The 14,823-nt window shown below is 56.0% G+C and carries 12 protein-coding genes; 4 read left to right on the forward strand and 8 right to left on the reverse strand.

Annotated elements, in window-relative coordinates; translation table 11 throughout:
- Positions 1–38: 38 nt before the first annotated feature.
- The gene (locus tag LY85_RS09475) at positions 39–1,337 is read right to left on the reverse strand and encodes an ABC transporter substrate-binding protein (RefSeq protein WP_141826425.1); all 1,299 of its coding nucleotides are present in this window, start codon (positions 1,335–1,337) and stop codon (positions 39–41) included.
- Between the two features lie 547 nt (positions 1,338–1,884).
- On the opposite strand from LY85_RS09475, the gene LY85_RS09480 reads away from it, so the two are divergent.
- Positions 1,885–2,799 carry an AraC family transcriptional regulator gene (locus tag LY85_RS09480; protein ID WP_141826426.1) on the forward strand — a complete coding sequence of 305 codons (915 nt, stop codon included), beginning with the start codon at positions 1,885–1,887 and terminating at the stop codon, positions 2,797–2,799.
- A gap of 195 nt (positions 2,800–2,994) precedes the next feature.
- Here LY85_RS09480 and LY85_RS09485 read toward each other — a convergent pair whose 3' ends face one another.
- Complete coding sequence (locus LY85_RS09485; RefSeq protein ID WP_141826427.1) at positions 2,995–3,690, reverse strand: hypothetical protein; 696 nt, start codon at positions 3,688–3,690, stop codon at positions 2,995–2,997.
- A gap of 278 nt (positions 3,691–3,968) precedes the next feature.
- Here LY85_RS09485 and LY85_RS09490 point away from each other — a divergent pair, with 278 nt between their 5' ends.
- The 3 genes from LY85_RS09490 to LY85_RS09500 are packed head-to-tail and all read left to right on the forward strand — an operon-like array spanning position 3,969 to position 6,657.
- Complete coding sequence (locus LY85_RS09490; protein WP_141826428.1) at positions 3,969–4,898, forward strand: sugar phosphate nucleotidyltransferase; 930 nt, start codon at positions 3,969–3,971, stop codon at positions 4,896–4,898.
- Positions 4,895–6,007, forward strand: coding sequence for an aminoglycoside phosphotransferase family protein (locus LY85_RS09495; protein WP_141826429.1), 1,113 nt, complete (start codon positions 4,895–4,897; stop codon positions 6,005–6,007). The genes LY85_RS09490 and LY85_RS09495 overlap by 4 nt, the downstream gene beginning before the upstream one ends.
- An 11-nt stretch (positions 6,008–6,018) precedes the next feature.
- A complete protein-coding gene (locus LY85_RS09500) occupies positions 6,019–6,657 on the forward strand; it encodes an SGNH/GDSL hydrolase family protein (protein ID WP_141826430.1) in 639 nt (212 codons plus the stop codon).
- 84 nt (positions 6,658–6,741) lie between these two features.
- On the opposite strand, the gene LY85_RS09505 is transcribed toward LY85_RS09500, so the two are convergent.
- The 6 genes from LY85_RS09505 to LY85_RS09530 form a co-directional block, all read right to left on the reverse strand.
- On the reverse strand, positions 6,742–8,202 hold the full coding sequence (locus LY85_RS09505; RefSeq protein ID WP_141826431.1) for a leucyl aminopeptidase: 1,461 nt from the start codon (positions 8,200–8,202) through the stop codon (positions 6,742–6,744).
- 306 nt (positions 8,203–8,508) lie between these two features.
- Positions 8,509–9,708 (reverse strand): YgeY family selenium metabolism-linked hydrolase, encoded by a 1,200-nt coding sequence (locus tag LY85_RS09510; RefSeq protein WP_141826432.1) that lies wholly within the window; start codon positions 9,706–9,708, stop codon positions 8,509–8,511.
- 54 nt (positions 9,709–9,762) lie between these two features.
- A complete protein-coding gene (dpaL, locus tag LY85_RS09515) occupies positions 9,763–10,974 on the reverse strand; it encodes a diaminopropionate ammonia-lyase (protein WP_141826433.1) in 1,212 nt (403 codons plus the stop codon).
- A 150-nt stretch (positions 10,975–11,124) separates the two neighbouring features.
- Complete coding sequence (locus tag LY85_RS09520) at positions 11,125–11,772, reverse strand: RDD family protein (RefSeq protein WP_141826434.1); 648 nt, start codon at positions 11,770–11,772, stop codon at positions 11,125–11,127.
- Positions 11,753–12,748, reverse strand: a complete 996-nt coding sequence (sppA, locus tag LY85_RS09525) for a signal peptide peptidase SppA (RefSeq protein WP_038326006.1) — start codon at positions 12,746–12,748, stop codon at positions 11,753–11,755. Before sppA ends, LY85_RS09520 begins: the two co-directional genes overlap by 20 nt.
- A 202-nt stretch (positions 12,749–12,950) precedes the next feature.
- Positions 12,951–14,813, reverse strand: coding sequence for a substrate-binding domain-containing protein (locus LY85_RS09530; RefSeq protein ID WP_141826435.1), 1,863 nt, complete (start codon positions 14,811–14,813; stop codon positions 12,951–12,953).
- Positions 14,814–14,823: the final 10 nt, after the last annotated feature.

The raw sequence follows: 14,823 nt of genomic DNA on the forward strand, positions 1-14,823 counted from the left end.
ACACGATGCCGCCCTTTCCCCGCCGTTGTGTTATTGCATTATTTCTTCATTGCGTCTGCAAAGCCCTTTGCGTCAAGCTTGCCGCTGACCAGCAGGGCGAAATTGGTTTTGATCTTCGCGTTGATGTCCGCGTCGTTTTCCATGCCGACCGCCCAGGGATACCGGGTACTGGTCGCGTCCAGAACCGCCTTGGCGTCCGCAAGCTGCGTCGGCCAGGTCGCGTCGTTCGCCATCGGAACGCCGATGGAATTGTCCGCAAGCTTGGTGTCCCATTCGCCGGTAGTCATAAAGACGATGAATTTGAAAGCTTCCTCCGCGTGCTTGCTGTCCTTATTGATGCCGAAGCACTGCGCGCCGTACTGGTTGGCCTCGGGTCCGTCGCCGTCTTTACCGACCGCCGGATACGCGAAGGTGCCCCAGTTGAAGTCCGCCGGAGCGGAATTTTTGATTTCATTCGGGAGCCAGGTCCCGTTCAGATACATGGCTACGTTGCCGCTTGCGACTTCCTGCTGGCCCGCGGGATAGATATTGCCGGCCGCATTCTTGGATATGTAGCCCTTGTCATACATTTCCTTCCACTGCTCGCCGAAGGTCTGAACGGCGGGATCGTCGATCTTCTTGTTCTCGACCATGGCAAGCGTTTTGTCCTTGCCGATCAGGCGGCCCATATGGTAGCCGAACAGAGAAGCCATGTATGCGTCATCCACGGTAATCGGGGTCTTGCCGGCCGCCTTGATCTTGGCGCAGGCGTCAAGCCACTCTTCCCAGGTCTTGGGAACCGCCGTAATCCCGGCTGTCTTGAAGATGTCCTTGTTGTACATGACAAGGAAGGTGGACGGCTGGTAAGGGATGGTGGAAAGCTTTCCGTCCGGCCCGAGGGAACGGGCAAGGTCGACCAGCTTCTTGTTGATCACATCGGTCAGCGGCTTGCCGTCCGTGGTGTCGTAGGACTTGGAGGCCAGGTCTTCCACATTGAGCAGGTATTTGCCCCACGTGCCGTTTACACGCTCGACGTCCTCGTCAAAGAGATCGATTTCCTGTCCGGCGTCCAGCGCGGGCTGAAGGGTCTTGCGGATATCGCGGCCCTGCCAGTTGATGTCGACGGTGATTCCCGTCTTCTCCTTGAAGGCTTCCGCCGCTTCCGCAATGGTCTGTCCCTGCGGCTCGGTTTCGTTCCACATGGAGTAATAAGTAACGGTTACGTCACTCTTCGCGTCTCCGGTGGACGCTTCGCCGGAAGCAGCCGGGGCCGATGACTGAGCAGCTCCGCCGCAGCCGCCGAGCGCCATGGCGCAGATTAAAACAATGGCCATAAGAGAACATAATTTCTTTTTCATTTTCAGACCTCCTAGTTTTATGTTTGAATTTGAGGCATACCTAATTTGCATATTGACCAATAAATCGGATTTGAGTGTTTCATTTTTATCCAATTCGCCGTTCAACATCCCTATTTTACGGTGTTTTCACCAATATTGATTTAGAATTTTTTGCATTAAATTTGCACAATCCATTCAAGTTGCACAAACGGTCTTTTGCTTTCACAGGGACGATTTTCTTCCCGTTTTGCGGGAGGGCCCCGTCCTGCGACAAATTCCGTATCAGTCTGATCCCCGGAAAACAAAAAAGGCGCCCCCGTTCAGCCGAACGCAGCGCCTTTGCCTTGTGTTGCTCGTATTATAGCAACGGCCATTTCATTTGTCAATTCGCAAAACGATAAAAGCGCCGGAAAACTGCCATTGTACAAATTTTATGCGCAGAATGACAAACCTTCTTCAGCCGATGATTCCCATCCCGGATATTTCCGTATTGAAATATTAGCAGAGAAAAGGAATGCTATGATTAAATATTATAAAAAGGCTTGACGCAGGTAAGGAGCTGAGACTGATGACGCAATTTGTAAGCACCTTTTTAAAACCCGAAATCGTAATCAACGAACTGGTAACCGTCCATTATTTTGAGTACAACAGCGATTTCTATTTTCCGGGCGAAACCCACAATTTCTGGGAATTTCTGTATGTGGACAAGGGGCAGGTGGACGTGACCGCCGGAAACACCAACTATGTGCTGAAAAAGGGCGACATCATTTTCCACAAGCCCTATGAATTTCACAGCCTGTGGGCCAACGGCGTGATTGCGCCGAACCTTGTGGTCATCACGTTCAAATGCGACTCCCCCGCCATGCATTTCTTCGACAACAAGATTCTGAAGGTGGGCGATTTTGAACGCGACCTGCTCGGCCGCGTGATCGAGGAATCCTTCGACGCCTTTTCCTCACCGCTGGACGATGTGGATATGAAGGAGCTGGTGCGCAGCGGCAAAGGCGCTTTCGCCTGTGAACAGGTCATCAAGCTCTGTCTGGAGCTGATGCTCATCAGCCTGATCCGGAAGGGCGGGACCGGCGAGGAACGCGTTTCCTCCTCCATTAAGGAAAAATCGGGTCAGGACACCTTTTCCCGGATCGTGGCGTACCTGAGCCAAAACATACACGACAAGGTCACCCTGAGCGACGTGTGCCGGGACAACATGTGCGGCTGTTCCTTTCTGCAAAAGGTGTTCCGCGAAAAGACCGGCGGCGGCGTGATGGAATACTTTGGGAAGATGAAGGTGGACAGCGCCAAGCAGTCCATCCGCGAGGGGACGAAGAATTTCACCGAAATCGCGAACGACCTCGGGTACTCGTCCATCCACTATTTTTCCCGCCACTTCAAAAAGGTGACCGGGATGACCCCCTCGGAGTACTCCTCCTCCGTCAAGCTGCGGACCGACAGCCAGAGGGGCCGCCCTCCCCATTTTGAGTGAGGCTGATACCATAACAAAACACCAGAAAATACAGAGGCTGTTGCACAATAGTTCTTCAACAGAATAACGCACAAAAGATGCACCTTGAGCGGGCTTTAAAACCCCGCTTTAAGGTGCATCTTCTTATTCTGAAAGCGGTTGTCCCGTGCAAATTGCTGCAGCAAATTTATTTTGCAACAGTTCCTTTCTTTCCGCTTACCGCATATATTTGCGGATGACTTCCTTGTAAATCGCACGGTAGTCCTCCACGTCTCTTACGACCAGATTCAGTTCCTCCGCCGTCTTGGAATCGACATCAAATTCAGCGGGATCGACGACGGGATATCTGGCGGTCTCCCCGATCATAGGGCCGTAGGTACCCCGTAAAAACTCATTTTTGTCCTCAGCTGGAATCAGGAAAAAAATATATTCTTTGTCCGGAATGGACGGCGCGTAACCGAGTTCATAACGGACAATTTTCCCCTCTTCCTTCACCGTATAGTATCGCTCCGCAATCGGAATAACATCCCCGGGGTTTAAGTTTCCCTTATAAACCTGAGAAATTCGGAAAGAGGAAACGGTCACTCCATAAACTGGAAACTTCTGACCATGTCTCTCCAGTTTTTGCTTTGCATCGTCCAGCAGACTCCCCCGCACGATGTATTGCGACAGCTCGTTCTCTTCTTTCCATGTCTTGGGCGCGTAAAGCACATCTCCGTCAATCACCCTGATTTCCGCATCCGCCGTCATTTCGGGGATTTCCTCCAACCCGGAAACCATGCCGGTTTCATTGAGAGAATTCCCGCCGGAAACCACGCTGGTTTCATCGGGAAAATTCCCACTGGGAACCCCCAGCGTTCCACAGGACGTCAGACCAAGGACAAGGGCCAAAACGCAAACGGCCAAAAACATCTTCCTGCATCCCGCACATCTCTTTCCTTTTTCCATGAGAAAATTCCACCGCCGTCCCTTTTAATGTCGAATAGAAATTATTCTGAATCTGATCGTATCATTGATTGGCAGAATTGTCAATTTCTTCACCTGTCCGGGAATCCCGGACGGATTCTTTTTGTGCAAAAATGATTTTTTGTGCAAATTTTGTGATGGATAAGATATTTATTTTAAAGCAATCATCCTCTAAAATAAGGGCAGAGAGTGTAAAAAAGCAAATGTACAAAGGAGAATGCAGCATGAAGGAACCTGTACTCGTTGTCATGGCGGCGGGAATGGGCAGCAGATACGGCGGGCCGAAGCAGATTGACCCCGTGGGGGACAACGGGGAGATCATCATCGATTTTTCGCTTTACGACGCGGTAAAGGCCGGCTTCAAAAAGGTTGTTTTTTTGATCAAGAAATCCATTGAGGCGGATTTTAAAGAAATTATCGGGGACAGAATGTCCAAAATCATAGAGGTGAAATATGCGTATCAGGAGGTCGGCGTACTGCCCGAGGGGTACCGGGTGCCGCCGGGGCGCGGGAAGCCGTGGGGAACCGCACACGCGGTGCTCTGCTGCCGCGACGCGATCGACGGGCCCTTCGCGGTGATCAACGCCGACGATTATTACGGAAAAGACGCGTTCCGCCTGATCTACGATTATCTACTCCACAGCCGGGACGACGGGTTGTACCGTTACGCGATGGTGGGCTACACGCTGGAAAACACGCTGACGGACCACGGCCACGTGGCAAGGGGCGTCTGCGTCGCCACCCCGGACGGATTTCTGGAGGATATCCACGAGCGCACCCACATTGAAAAGCGGGGAAACGCGGCCCAGTACACCGAGGACGGCGGAAACACATGGGTAACCATCCCCCGGGGGAGCGTTGTCTCCATGAATCTGTGGGGCTTTTCCGAATCGATTCTCGGGGAAATCGCGGCGAGGTTTCCCGCGTTTCTGGACGGCGCTCTGGAAAAGGACCCGCAAAAAGCTGAGTTCTTCCTGCCCACCGTAGTGGATGAGCTGCTCAAGGGCCGAAAAGCCAGCGTAAAAGTGCTGCGGTCCCCGGATAAATGGTACGGGGTCACCTACCGCGAGGACAAACCGGTGGTGGTGGAAGCAATCCGAAAAATGAGAAAACAGGGGATCTATCCTGATAAGCTTTGGGAGGGCAATACATGAAACCGGTGAAAAAGGAGCTTCTTCCCGCGATCGCGGAGAAATTTCAGTTTGAGGGCCAGTATGTGGGAATCCTGCCCTATGGAAGCGGACATATCAACGACACCTTTTCCGTCTTTTTCCAGCTTGAGGAACAAACCCGCAGATACATCCTTCAGCGGATCAACACCAACGTGTTCCGCAAGCCGGTGGAGCTGATGGAAAACGTGGTGGGCGTTACCCGTTACCTGCACAGCGCCATCGCCGCTGCCGGCGGTGACCCGTACCGCGAAACGCTGAACCTGATTCCCACACGGGACGGCGCGTACTATTATGTCGACGGGGACGGCGGTTACTGGCGCTCCTATTATTTTATCGAGAACACCGTGACCCTTCAGCAGACAAGGACCCAAGAGGAATTTTATGATACCGCCCGAGCCTTCGGCCGGTTCCAGCTGCTTCTGGCCGACTATCCGGCGTCCACGCTCCACGAAACCATCCCGTTGTTCCACGACACGCCGAACCGTATCCTTCAATTTAAGGAGTCGCTCGCCGCGGACGTAAAAGGCAGGGCGGCCGGTGTAAAAGAGGAAATTGCTTTCGTTTTCGGGCAGGAGGAATATACCCGTCTTCTGGTGGATATGCAGGCGCGGGGGGAGCTTCCCCTGCGGGTCACCCACAACGACACCAAGCTGAACAATGTGCTGGTCGACAGCGAAACCGGCAAGGGCGTATGCGTCATTGACCTGGACACGGTAATGCCCGGCCTTTCCCTCTACGATTTCGGCGACTCCATCCGCTTCGGGGCAAGCACGGCGGCGGAGGACGAACAGGATTTGTCCAAGGTGCATTTTGACCTCGGGCTGTTTGAAGCGTATACCAAAGGCTTTCTGGAGGTTGCGGGAAAGGTGCTGACCAACGAGGAAATCAGAAGGCTGCCCGACGGCGCGAAGATGATGACACTGGAATGCGGCATCCGCTTTCTGGCGGATTATCTTGCCGGCGACACCTATTTCAAGATCAGCCGCGAGAGCCACAACCTTGACCGCGCCCGAACCCAGTTCCGGCTGGTGGAGGAAATGGACCGGCAGTGGGACGTTATGGCCAAGATCGTCGGCCAATACTGCAAATAGGGGCTGAGAAAATGAGAAATATTCTTTGCTACGGCGATTCCAATACCTACGGGATGAAACCCGGAATGACGGGCAGATACGCGCGGGACGTCCGCTGGACCGGCCTGCTGCAAAAGCTGCTCGGTGGCGGGTATTATGTGATCGAAGAAGGGCTGGGCGGCAGAACGACCGTCTGGGACGACCCGATTGAAGAATATAAAAACGGCAAAACTTATCTTCTCCCCTGTCTGGAAAGCCACAAGCCGCTGGACCTGGTCGTCATCATGCTGGGTACAAACGATCTGAAGAAGCGCTTTTCCCTGCCGGTGTGCGACATTGCGTCGGGTATGGAAAATCTGATCCGGACGATTTTAAAATCGGAGTCCGGCAGCGGGGGCGGCGCCCCGCAGGTGCTTCTGGTCGCGCCGGTCCCCATCGCCGACGTGGGTATCCGCGCCTGGCGCCTGATGTTCGGCGAAGGAATGAAAAACAGCCTTCTGCTGGCGGAAGAGTATGAGCAGACCGCAAAACGGAACCGCGTGCATTTTCTGAATCCGGGGCGAAGCGTGGAAGTGGGCCCGGAGGACGGCATCCACTACACCCAGGCGGGCCACCGGAAGATGGCGGAACTGATCGAACAGAAAGTCCGCGAAATCTTTCCGAACGGCTGAATGCCGCAGTTTTGAATATTCCCTTATTTTGATAGAGTCCCCGAAAACAGGAGCCGCGCCAGTTGGCGCGGCTCCTGTCCTTTTTTATATCTTCTGCCCGCTGCACTGCCCTTCCGTATTGAGCAGGTCGTAAAGCGTGGTGACTCCCGCGCCGGTGGCGCCGACCGACTGATGCTCGAAAACCGGCTTATCCACCCACGCCGTTCCGGCAATATCCAGATGAATCCACGGCAGATGCTCGACGAATTCCCGGATGAACAAACCGGCGGAAATCGTCCCGCAATAATGCTCGCCCATATTTTTGACGTCGGCAATCTTGCTTTTTACCATTTCCTCATATTCCGGGAAAATAGGCAGCCGCCAGTACTGTTCGCCGGAGACGCGCGCCGCAGCAGACAGGTCGTCCCACAGCTGGTCGCTGTCCGTCAGGACACCCGCCGTGGTAAAGCCGAGCGCACCCACAACCGCGCCCGTCAGCGTGGCGATATCCAGCACCCTGGTCGCGCCCTCCGCACGGATGGCGTATGTAACGGCGTCCGCCAGAATCAGCCTGCCTTCCGCGTCTGTGTTCTTGATTTCGATCGTCTTGCCGGACATGGACTGAATGACGTCCCCCGGAAGAAAGCTCTGTCTGGAAATACGGTTTTCACAGGCCGGAATTACGGCCACGGCGTTCGTTTTCACCTGATTTTGCGCAAGGGCGAAAATCGCGCCCGCCACCGCCGCGCCGCCGGCCATATCCCCCTTGATGCCCAGCATGGAGTCCTTGCTTTTCAAACAATATCCGCCCGTGTCGCAGGTAACTCCCTTTCCCACCAGCGCGGTCCTCAGCGGGGACTGGGGGTCCGCAAGATAGCGCAGAACAATCAGGCGCGGCGGGTTCGCGCTGCTGCTGCCGACCGTCAAGAACGCGGACATTCCCAGCCGTTCGGACTCCTTTTCGTCCAGAATCTCGGCCTGTACCCCGCATTTCCCCGCTTCCCGTCTCAGGGTGTCCGCTAGGATGGACGGGGTCATCCGATTGGCGGGGGCGTTGACAAGATTGCGGGCAAGCACCACGCTGTCCGCCAGATGGACGGCCTTTTCCAGATATTCCTCCGCCGTTTCCGTCAGGCGCTGCGGAATTCCGTGCAGAAAGAAGCGGAAGGAATCCTCCCGGCTGTCCGCCCGGTAGGGGGAATACTCATACAGACCCAGTTTAACGCCCAAAACCGCGCTGCGGATGCAATCCAGCCCGCAGACGGGCACCATTGCGGACAGATTGATTTCCGCCTCGTACTGATGAAGCCTCCGGAGCTCCCGGGCACCTCTGGCGACGGCATCCGTCATTCTGCGGGCGCTCAGCTCCCCGCGTTTTCCCAACCCGATATAGAGGGTCAGGCGGGAATCCTGCCAGAGAGGAAAGCTTTCAAGGAATTCCGCCCGGAACATTTTTTGCACCGGCAGCGAGGTGTGGTCCGCGTCCTCATAGAGAAATAATATCTGTGCTTCCTTAAAGGAGCCTATCTGAATGTCGATCATACTGTCCTTCCGTTTCTGCGGCAAGTTCCCCGCCTCCAGCGGAGGACGGCGGGACCTGCGTGCGTCGTGATACTTCTATCATAGCATACCTTCGACAAAAATCAACAGGTCTTCGGACCCTGTCTGGAGAAACCGCCCGATGTTCGGGACGGCCCTGTCCCCGGCAAAGAAGACCTGCCGCAAGACAGCTTTTCAACAAAGCAAACACAAAAAACGCACCTGAAGCGGGCTTTGAAATTCCCGCTTCAGGTGCGTTTTCTTATTATAAATTATAAAAGCTGTTGCTTCATACAATTTTCTTCCGCGAATTTATATTGCAGCGGGACGCGGCTACCCGCAGTAAACGGAAGGGATCGCCGCGTAGACGGCGGCGCACCGGACAAGGTCCTGCTTCCAGGTCTTCTCATTGGGGGAGTGGGCCTCTTTTTCTTTCCCGGGGCCGAAACCGACGCAGGGGATGCCATAACGGCCCATGATGGAAACGCCGTTCGTGGAAAACGTCCATTTTCCGACCTCCGGCTCGCCGTAAAGGCCCCTGTGCGCTTCCACCGCGGCCCGCAGTGCGGGCGCGTCCTCCGGGAGCACCCAGGTCGGAAAATAGCAGTCGGTGGGGTATGTCAGGCCGGTATAGCTCGGGCGCTCATAGGTATACATCGAGACGGACGCCCCGTGCTTTCGGCACGATTCCAAGCCGCGCACCTCCTCCAGCGCCGTTTCATACGTTTCTCCGCCGGTGAGGCGGCGGTCGAGCGAAACGGCACAGAAATCCGCGACCGCGCAGCGGGACGGGGAGTTAAAGAAAATTTCCGATACGGTGACGGTTCCCTTTCCGAGAAACGGGTCGGCGGGAAGCCGTTCATTCAGCCCGCGGATGTCCTGAAGGATATCCGCCATCTTGTAGATGGCGTTGTCGCCGCGCTCCGGGGCGGAGCCGTGGCAGGACACGCCCTTTACCTCCACCCGGATTTCCACCCGCCCGCGCTGCCCGCGGCAGATGATGCCGTCGGTCGGTTCGGTGCTGACGACAAATTCCGGGGTGATTTGATCCTCCTGATGAAGATACTGCCAGCAGAGCCCGTCGCAGTCCTCTTCCTGCACCGTGCCGGTCACCAGCACGGTATATTTTTCGGAAAGAAGGCCCATGTCCTTCATGATTTTTGCCCCGTAGACCGCGCTGACCATCCCGCCCAGCTGGTCGGAAGCGCCGAGCCCGCCTATCTCCGTATCGGTTTCATAGCCTTCATACGGGTCAAAGCTCCAGTTGCTTCTGTCGCCGGTCCCCACGGTGTCAATGTGCGCGTCATAGGCGATCAGCTTTTCCCCCGCGCCCATGCGGCCCAGAACATTCCCCATCGGATCGACGTCGACCCGGTCAAATTCCAGCGCGCGCATTTCATGGACAATACGCGCAATTACCTGCTTTTCTTTTCCGCTTTCCCCCGGGATTGCGATCAGATCGCGCAGAAATGCGGTCATCGCGGCCTCATAGTCCTGTGCCCTGCGGCGAATCTCCCGATAGTCCGGTATCATATCCGTTCCCTCCTGTCGTCGAATCGGTCATTTGGTATGCATTCCCCGCAGCCGTCACAGGAACGACGGGTATTCCCCGTCATGGACAATCCTGCGGTATTTTTCCGGGTCCGTATCCCCCTCGGTGGAAAACAGCAGCACCCGGGAATTTTTGTCCAGCCCGAGGTCCCTTCGCAGGTCCTTCAAGCTCTCGCGCTCCATGACCGCGCAAAGCAGGCCCATGGTCACCGCGCCGGATTCCCCCGAAATCACCTGGGGGTCCCCCCTGAGCGGCGCGCCCAGCGTGCGCATGCCCTTCGCCGTGATTTCATCGGAGCAGGAAACGAAATAAGCGCTGTGGTTTTTCAGGATATCCCAGCCGATGGTGTTGGGTTCACCGCAGGCGAGCCCCGCCATGATGGTTTTCATGTCCCCCCGGACGGCGCGGATCTGTCCGTCGCCCACGGCGGCGGAGCGGTAAATACAGTCGGCGGCGTCCGGTTCCACAATCACCGTAACCGGGCAATTCCCCGGAAACAGGTTTGCAAAATATCCCTGCACTGCGGCGGCGAGGGACCCCACCCCGGCCTGAATAAAAATGTGGGTCGGGCGTTCCACGCCGAACCCTTTCAGCTGCGCGGCGGCTTCCGAAGCCATGGTGCCGTACCCCTGCATAATCCATGCCGGAATTTCCTCGTAGCCTTCCCACGCGGTGTCCTGAATCACCACGCTGTTCGGTGTCTTTGCGCTCTGCGCGGCCGCGATGCGGACGCATTCGTCGTAGTTCGCGTTTTCTATCGTCGCGGCGGCGCCCTCTTTACGGATGTTTTCCAGCCGGACCGGAGAAGACCCCTTCGGCATAAACACAACCGACTTCTGGCCAAGCCGGTTGGCCGACCAGGCCACGCCGCGCCCGTGGTTCCCGTCGGTGGCGGTAAAGAAGGTAAAGCTTCCGAATTCCTCCTTCAGCTTTTGGGAAATCAGCACCTTATACGGCAGCTCAGAAACATCCCTTTTCAGCCTCTGCGCGATAAACCGACCCATGGCGTAGGAGCCGCCCAGCACTTTAAAGGCGTTTAAGCCGAAGCGGAAGGATTCATCCTTGATATAAATTCCGCCCAGTCCAAACCGCAGGGCCATCTGGGTAAGCGGCGCCAGCGGCGTGGGGGCATACTGCGGGAAGCTCCTGTGGAAGGCGGCCGCCTTTTCCACATTCTGCAGGGACATGACCTGCAGATAACTGTCGTCCGTTTTGGGAATCCGGTTGGGAACCCATCTGATACTCATATCAATACCTCCTGAAAAGCAAAATGCGGCCGCCGTAGCGACCGCATTGCCGTTTTACTCACAAAGACCGATGTCCTTATCGTTTTATTATAAGGCAGAACTCCCGGAATGTCATGCCGTTTTGAAAATTTATCACAGAAAGGGATTACATCATTCCTGTGGGCCATCGGCTGGGCCGTCGGCGTCCCCCCGTCCGCTGTCCGTACTCCCGTCATCCGCGGGATTCCGTTCCTGCTCGGCGGGCGCCTGCGGCGGCATCGGGGTTACGGGCGGCACGGGCTGCCCGTAATACGGCATATACGCGGGCATGGGCTGATACGCCCGTCTGGGGGGCAGCTGCATGCATTTGCAGACATAGATCACTTTGGTGTCGCAGATCATGTCGTGCAGGCCGCGTTTTTCATTGTTTAATCCCACCAGGATATATCCGACAAATAGCAGGGAGGACAGATACCGCCCGATGGTTTCCCTGTAAAGGACGTTCAGCAGGGTGAGCGGCTCGCCGTTAACGGAAACGACCCGAAGGTTCATCAGCCGTTTCCCCACGGTCGCGCCCGTCTGATAGGTCAAAATCACAAAATAGGCGGAAACGGCCAGATACAGCAGAATGTCCAGCAGGCTGAACCGGAACAGCAGAGCGCCGGTCAGGAAATTGTCCGGGTGACTGAGCCGCACGAAAAACATGGGAATCTTCACGATCAGCAGCATCGTTCCCACAAGCAGCAGATCGATGAGGTACGCCGCCAGGCGGACGAAAAATCCGCCGCAGGCCGGGTTGTTATTTTCCTGTGGCTGCATAATACATCGGCACCCCGCTCTCCTGTGATTGTAGGAATTCCTTCACCTTATCCACATCGGTGCTGGTATAGCTTTTCGCCATGGAAAACAGGGAACTCAAAGCAAGCTCGCTGTTTTTCGGTGTGAAAAAGGCCACGTTTTCCCCAAGTTCTTTTTCCATCTGGGACTGCGTATCCTCATAGTTCTGTATGCCGTCGATCAGCTTGAGGTCAAGCGCCTGCTGCGCCGTATAGATGCGGCCGTCCGCGATCGGCTTGACCGTTTCCACGCTCATGTTCCGGCCCTGCGCGACGATCCCCACAAACTGCTCGTAGGATTCGTCCACCAGACTCTGAAAAATCTTCTTCTGCTCCTGTGTCACGTCCACGCCCGGATTTCCCATGGATTTGTTCGGCCCGCTGGTAAACAGGATGGTGTCCACGCCGAGCTTATCCATCAGCCCCTTGTAGTTGGACAGCGACAGAATCACGCCGATGGAACCCGTCCAGGTGTTCCGGTTCGCATAGATTTTATCCGAAGCCATGGAAACATAATATCCGCCGGAGCAGGCTTCGTTGGCCATATAGGTCCAGACCGGGCGGCCGGTGTCCTTTTTGTACTCCAGCAGCCGCTGGTACAGCTCATCCGTTTCGTACACGCTTCCGCCCGGCGTGTTGACATAGAGCAGGATGCCCCTGTTCTCCCCGGACTGCTGGTACTGGTCGATCAGGCTGAGCGTCTTTTCATGGTCGTACCCTTCCGTCGGGAACAGAGACGACGAAGAGGCCGACTTCATGATCGTGCCGTCCACCTTGACCACCCCGACAAACGGCTCGAACGGAAGCGTCACCTTTGAGCCGACGGAATCCAGCAGGCTTTCGGCAAGCGCCTTTTTGCTCTGGTTGTCCGCGGCGTTTTTGACCAGCAAATTGGCGCCGCATACAAAGACGAAGACCAATGCCGCCGCAACCAATCCCGCGATCTGCTTTTTGTTCATTTTCCCTTTCTCCTTTTCTCCGCTTTGCGGAGCCCTCGATTAAAATGATTCTGCAAACTGTACTAATCAGTTAATACAATTGATTGTATTCTCCCCCCGCATATTTGTCAAGTATTTCCCCCTAACATCCTTTAAATGGTAAAAACAGCGGCCCGCCGACAACGGAACCGCTGCTTCAAGTATATTCCTATAGAGGCCGGTTTCAGTACTTCCTGCTCTGAATGGTTTCCTCCGTATTTTCTTTGGTAAAGACCTTTTCGTCGGTGATGATCCGCAGGGGAAGCTCCTTGCCGGACATCAGGTCGGTGATCGCTTTCATCAGCTGCGGGCCGAGCAGGGGGTTGCACTCCACCACGCAGTTCATTTTTCCTTTCAGAATGGCGTTCAGCGCGTTCTTGGTACCGTCGATGGAAATGATTTTTACGTCCTTTCCGGGAGCGATCCCGTTTTTCTCCAGCGCCTCCGCCGCGCCGAGCGCCATATCGTCGTTGTGCGCGTAGACCACGTCGATATCCCATTTATGGTTTTTCAGGTATTCCTCCACAATCCGCTTTCCGCCGTCGTAGGTAAAGTCCCCGCTGCGCGAATAAACGATCTGATACCCGGAATATTCCTTTAAAATCTCCTCAAAGCCGACGGTCCGCTCCACGGCGGGCGATGCGCCCACCGTCCCCTGAAGCTCCATAATGCGGACCCCGCCCTTTTTTCCGCCGGAGGGGACGTTCTGCGCGATCCAGCGCATGGCGCGCCGGCCCTCCTCCACGAAATCGGCCCCGATAAAGGTCAGAAACATGTCGTCGTCCTTCACCGTGATTTCACGGTCGGACAAAATGACGGGGATTCCGGCCTCCTTCGCTTCCCGCAGCACCTCGTCCCAGCCGCTGTCGATCACAGGGGAAAGCACGATCGCGTCCACCTTCATGGCGATAAATTTCCGGAGCGCCTGTATCTGCCGCTGCTGCGACTGGTCGGCGTTCTCATAAAAAAGCTGGATTCCGAATTCCTTTGCCGCGGACTGGATGGATTCCGTATTGGCAAGGCGCCACGCGCTTTCCGTCCCCACCTGCGCGTAGCCCACGCGGATGGTCTGCGGAGGGGCGGTCTGCGGCTTGTTCAGGTTTTCCACAAACGCGTCCACGTTTTCTTTCGTCACCTTATGGCTGTGCAGGATTTCCTGCTTTGGCACGCCGGCCACATTCTGGAGGATATCCAGGGAAAACTGAATCGCCTCCCGCCCGCCGGTGGGGCAGGTGATGGTCTCGTCGATCATGCCCTTCCTGACCAGCCCGATCCCGTCGTTTTCCCCGGTAAAGCCGTCCACCCCGATAATCCGGATATTTTTCAGCCCCAGCTTTTCAATGGCGCGGCAGGCGCCTAAGGCCATGTAATCGTTGTGCGCGAAAATGACCCGCACCCCGTTCAGCTTTTCCCTGTTTGCCAGCAGATAGTCCTCCGTGCTGTCCCGCGATTCGTTCTCAATGGAAATTTTGCGGATGTCGAGCTGGCGGTACGGCTTCAGAAAGCTCTGGAAGCCCTCGCTGCGCTCCGCGCTCGTCTGGGAACCCGTGCTTCCGCAGATTTCCAGCACGCCGCCCGGAATTCCGTCCAGCATCCGCAGCACGGACTCCCCCGCCTGTTTGCCGATGCTGCGGTTGTCCGGCCCGATAAACAGGGAATAATCGTAGCCCTCCACCACACGGTCCATCACGATGACCGGGATCGATTTGTACACGCCGCTGACCACGGGGGTAATTTTTTTCACGTCGCAGGGCGATACGATCAGCAGATCGACCCCGCACGCGAGCAGTCGCCGGATATCCGCGATCTGCTTGTCGCTGTTCTGCGTGGCGTCCGTAAAAATCAGCCGGACGCCGGGATGCTTCGCGGCTTCCTCCTTCAGCTCCCTGATGAGCGCCAGTCGCCACGATTCCCTCATGTTCGCCTGGGAAACCCCGATCAGGTATTCCACCTTCTCCGGCTCCTGCCTGCTGCAGCCGGGGAACAGGGAAAGCAGAACCGCGGCGCAGAGCAGCGCCGCAAGAAAGCCTCGCATCCGTTTTCTCATTTCCCTTTCC

This window comes from Clostridium sp. KNHs216 (assembly GCF_006714885.1).
Classification (GTDB): domain Bacteria; phylum Bacillota; class Clostridia; order Oscillospirales; family Acutalibacteraceae; genus Caproiciproducens.

Bases quoted from the DNA above. Each gene is read 5' to 3' on its own strand.
- LY85_RS09475 (WP_141826425.1), bottom strand. From the start codon at position 1,337: ATGAAAAAGAAATTATGTTCTCTTATGGCCATTGTTTTAATCTGCGCC.
- LY85_RS09480 (WP_141826426.1), top strand. From the start codon at position 1,885: ATGACGCAATTTGTAAGCACCTTTTTAAAACCCGAAATCGTAATCAAC.
- LY85_RS09485 (WP_141826427.1), bottom strand. From the start codon at position 3,690: ATGTTTTTGGCCGTTTGCGTTTTGGCCCTTGTCCTTGGTCTGACGTCC.
- LY85_RS09490 (WP_141826428.1), top strand. From the start codon at position 3,969: ATGAAGGAACCTGTACTCGTTGTCATGGCGGCGGGAATGGGCAGCAGA.
- LY85_RS09495 (WP_141826429.1), top strand. From the start codon at position 4,895: ATGAAACCGGTGAAAAAGGAGCTTCTTCCCGCGATCGCGGAGAAATTT.
- LY85_RS09500 (WP_141826430.1), top strand. From the start codon at position 6,019: ATGAGAAATATTCTTTGCTACGGCGATTCCAATACCTACGGGATGAAA.
- LY85_RS09510 (WP_141826432.1), bottom strand. From the start codon at position 9,708: ATGATACCGGACTATCGGGAGATTCGCCGCAGGGCACAGGACTATGAG.
- dpaL (WP_141826433.1), bottom strand. From the start codon at position 10,974: ATGAGTATCAGATGGGTTCCCAACCGGATTCCCAAAACGGACGACAGT.
- LY85_RS09520 (WP_141826434.1), bottom strand. From the start codon at position 11,772: ATGCAGCCACAGGAAAATAACAACCCGGCCTGCGGCGGATTTTTCGTC.
- sppA (WP_038326006.1), bottom strand. From the start codon at position 12,748: ATGAACAAAAAGCAGATCGCGGGATTGGTTGCGGCGGCATTGGTCTTC.
- LY85_RS09530 (WP_141826435.1), bottom strand. From the start codon at position 14,813: ATGAGAAAACGGATGCGAGGCTTTCTTGCGGCGCTGCTCTGCGCCGCG.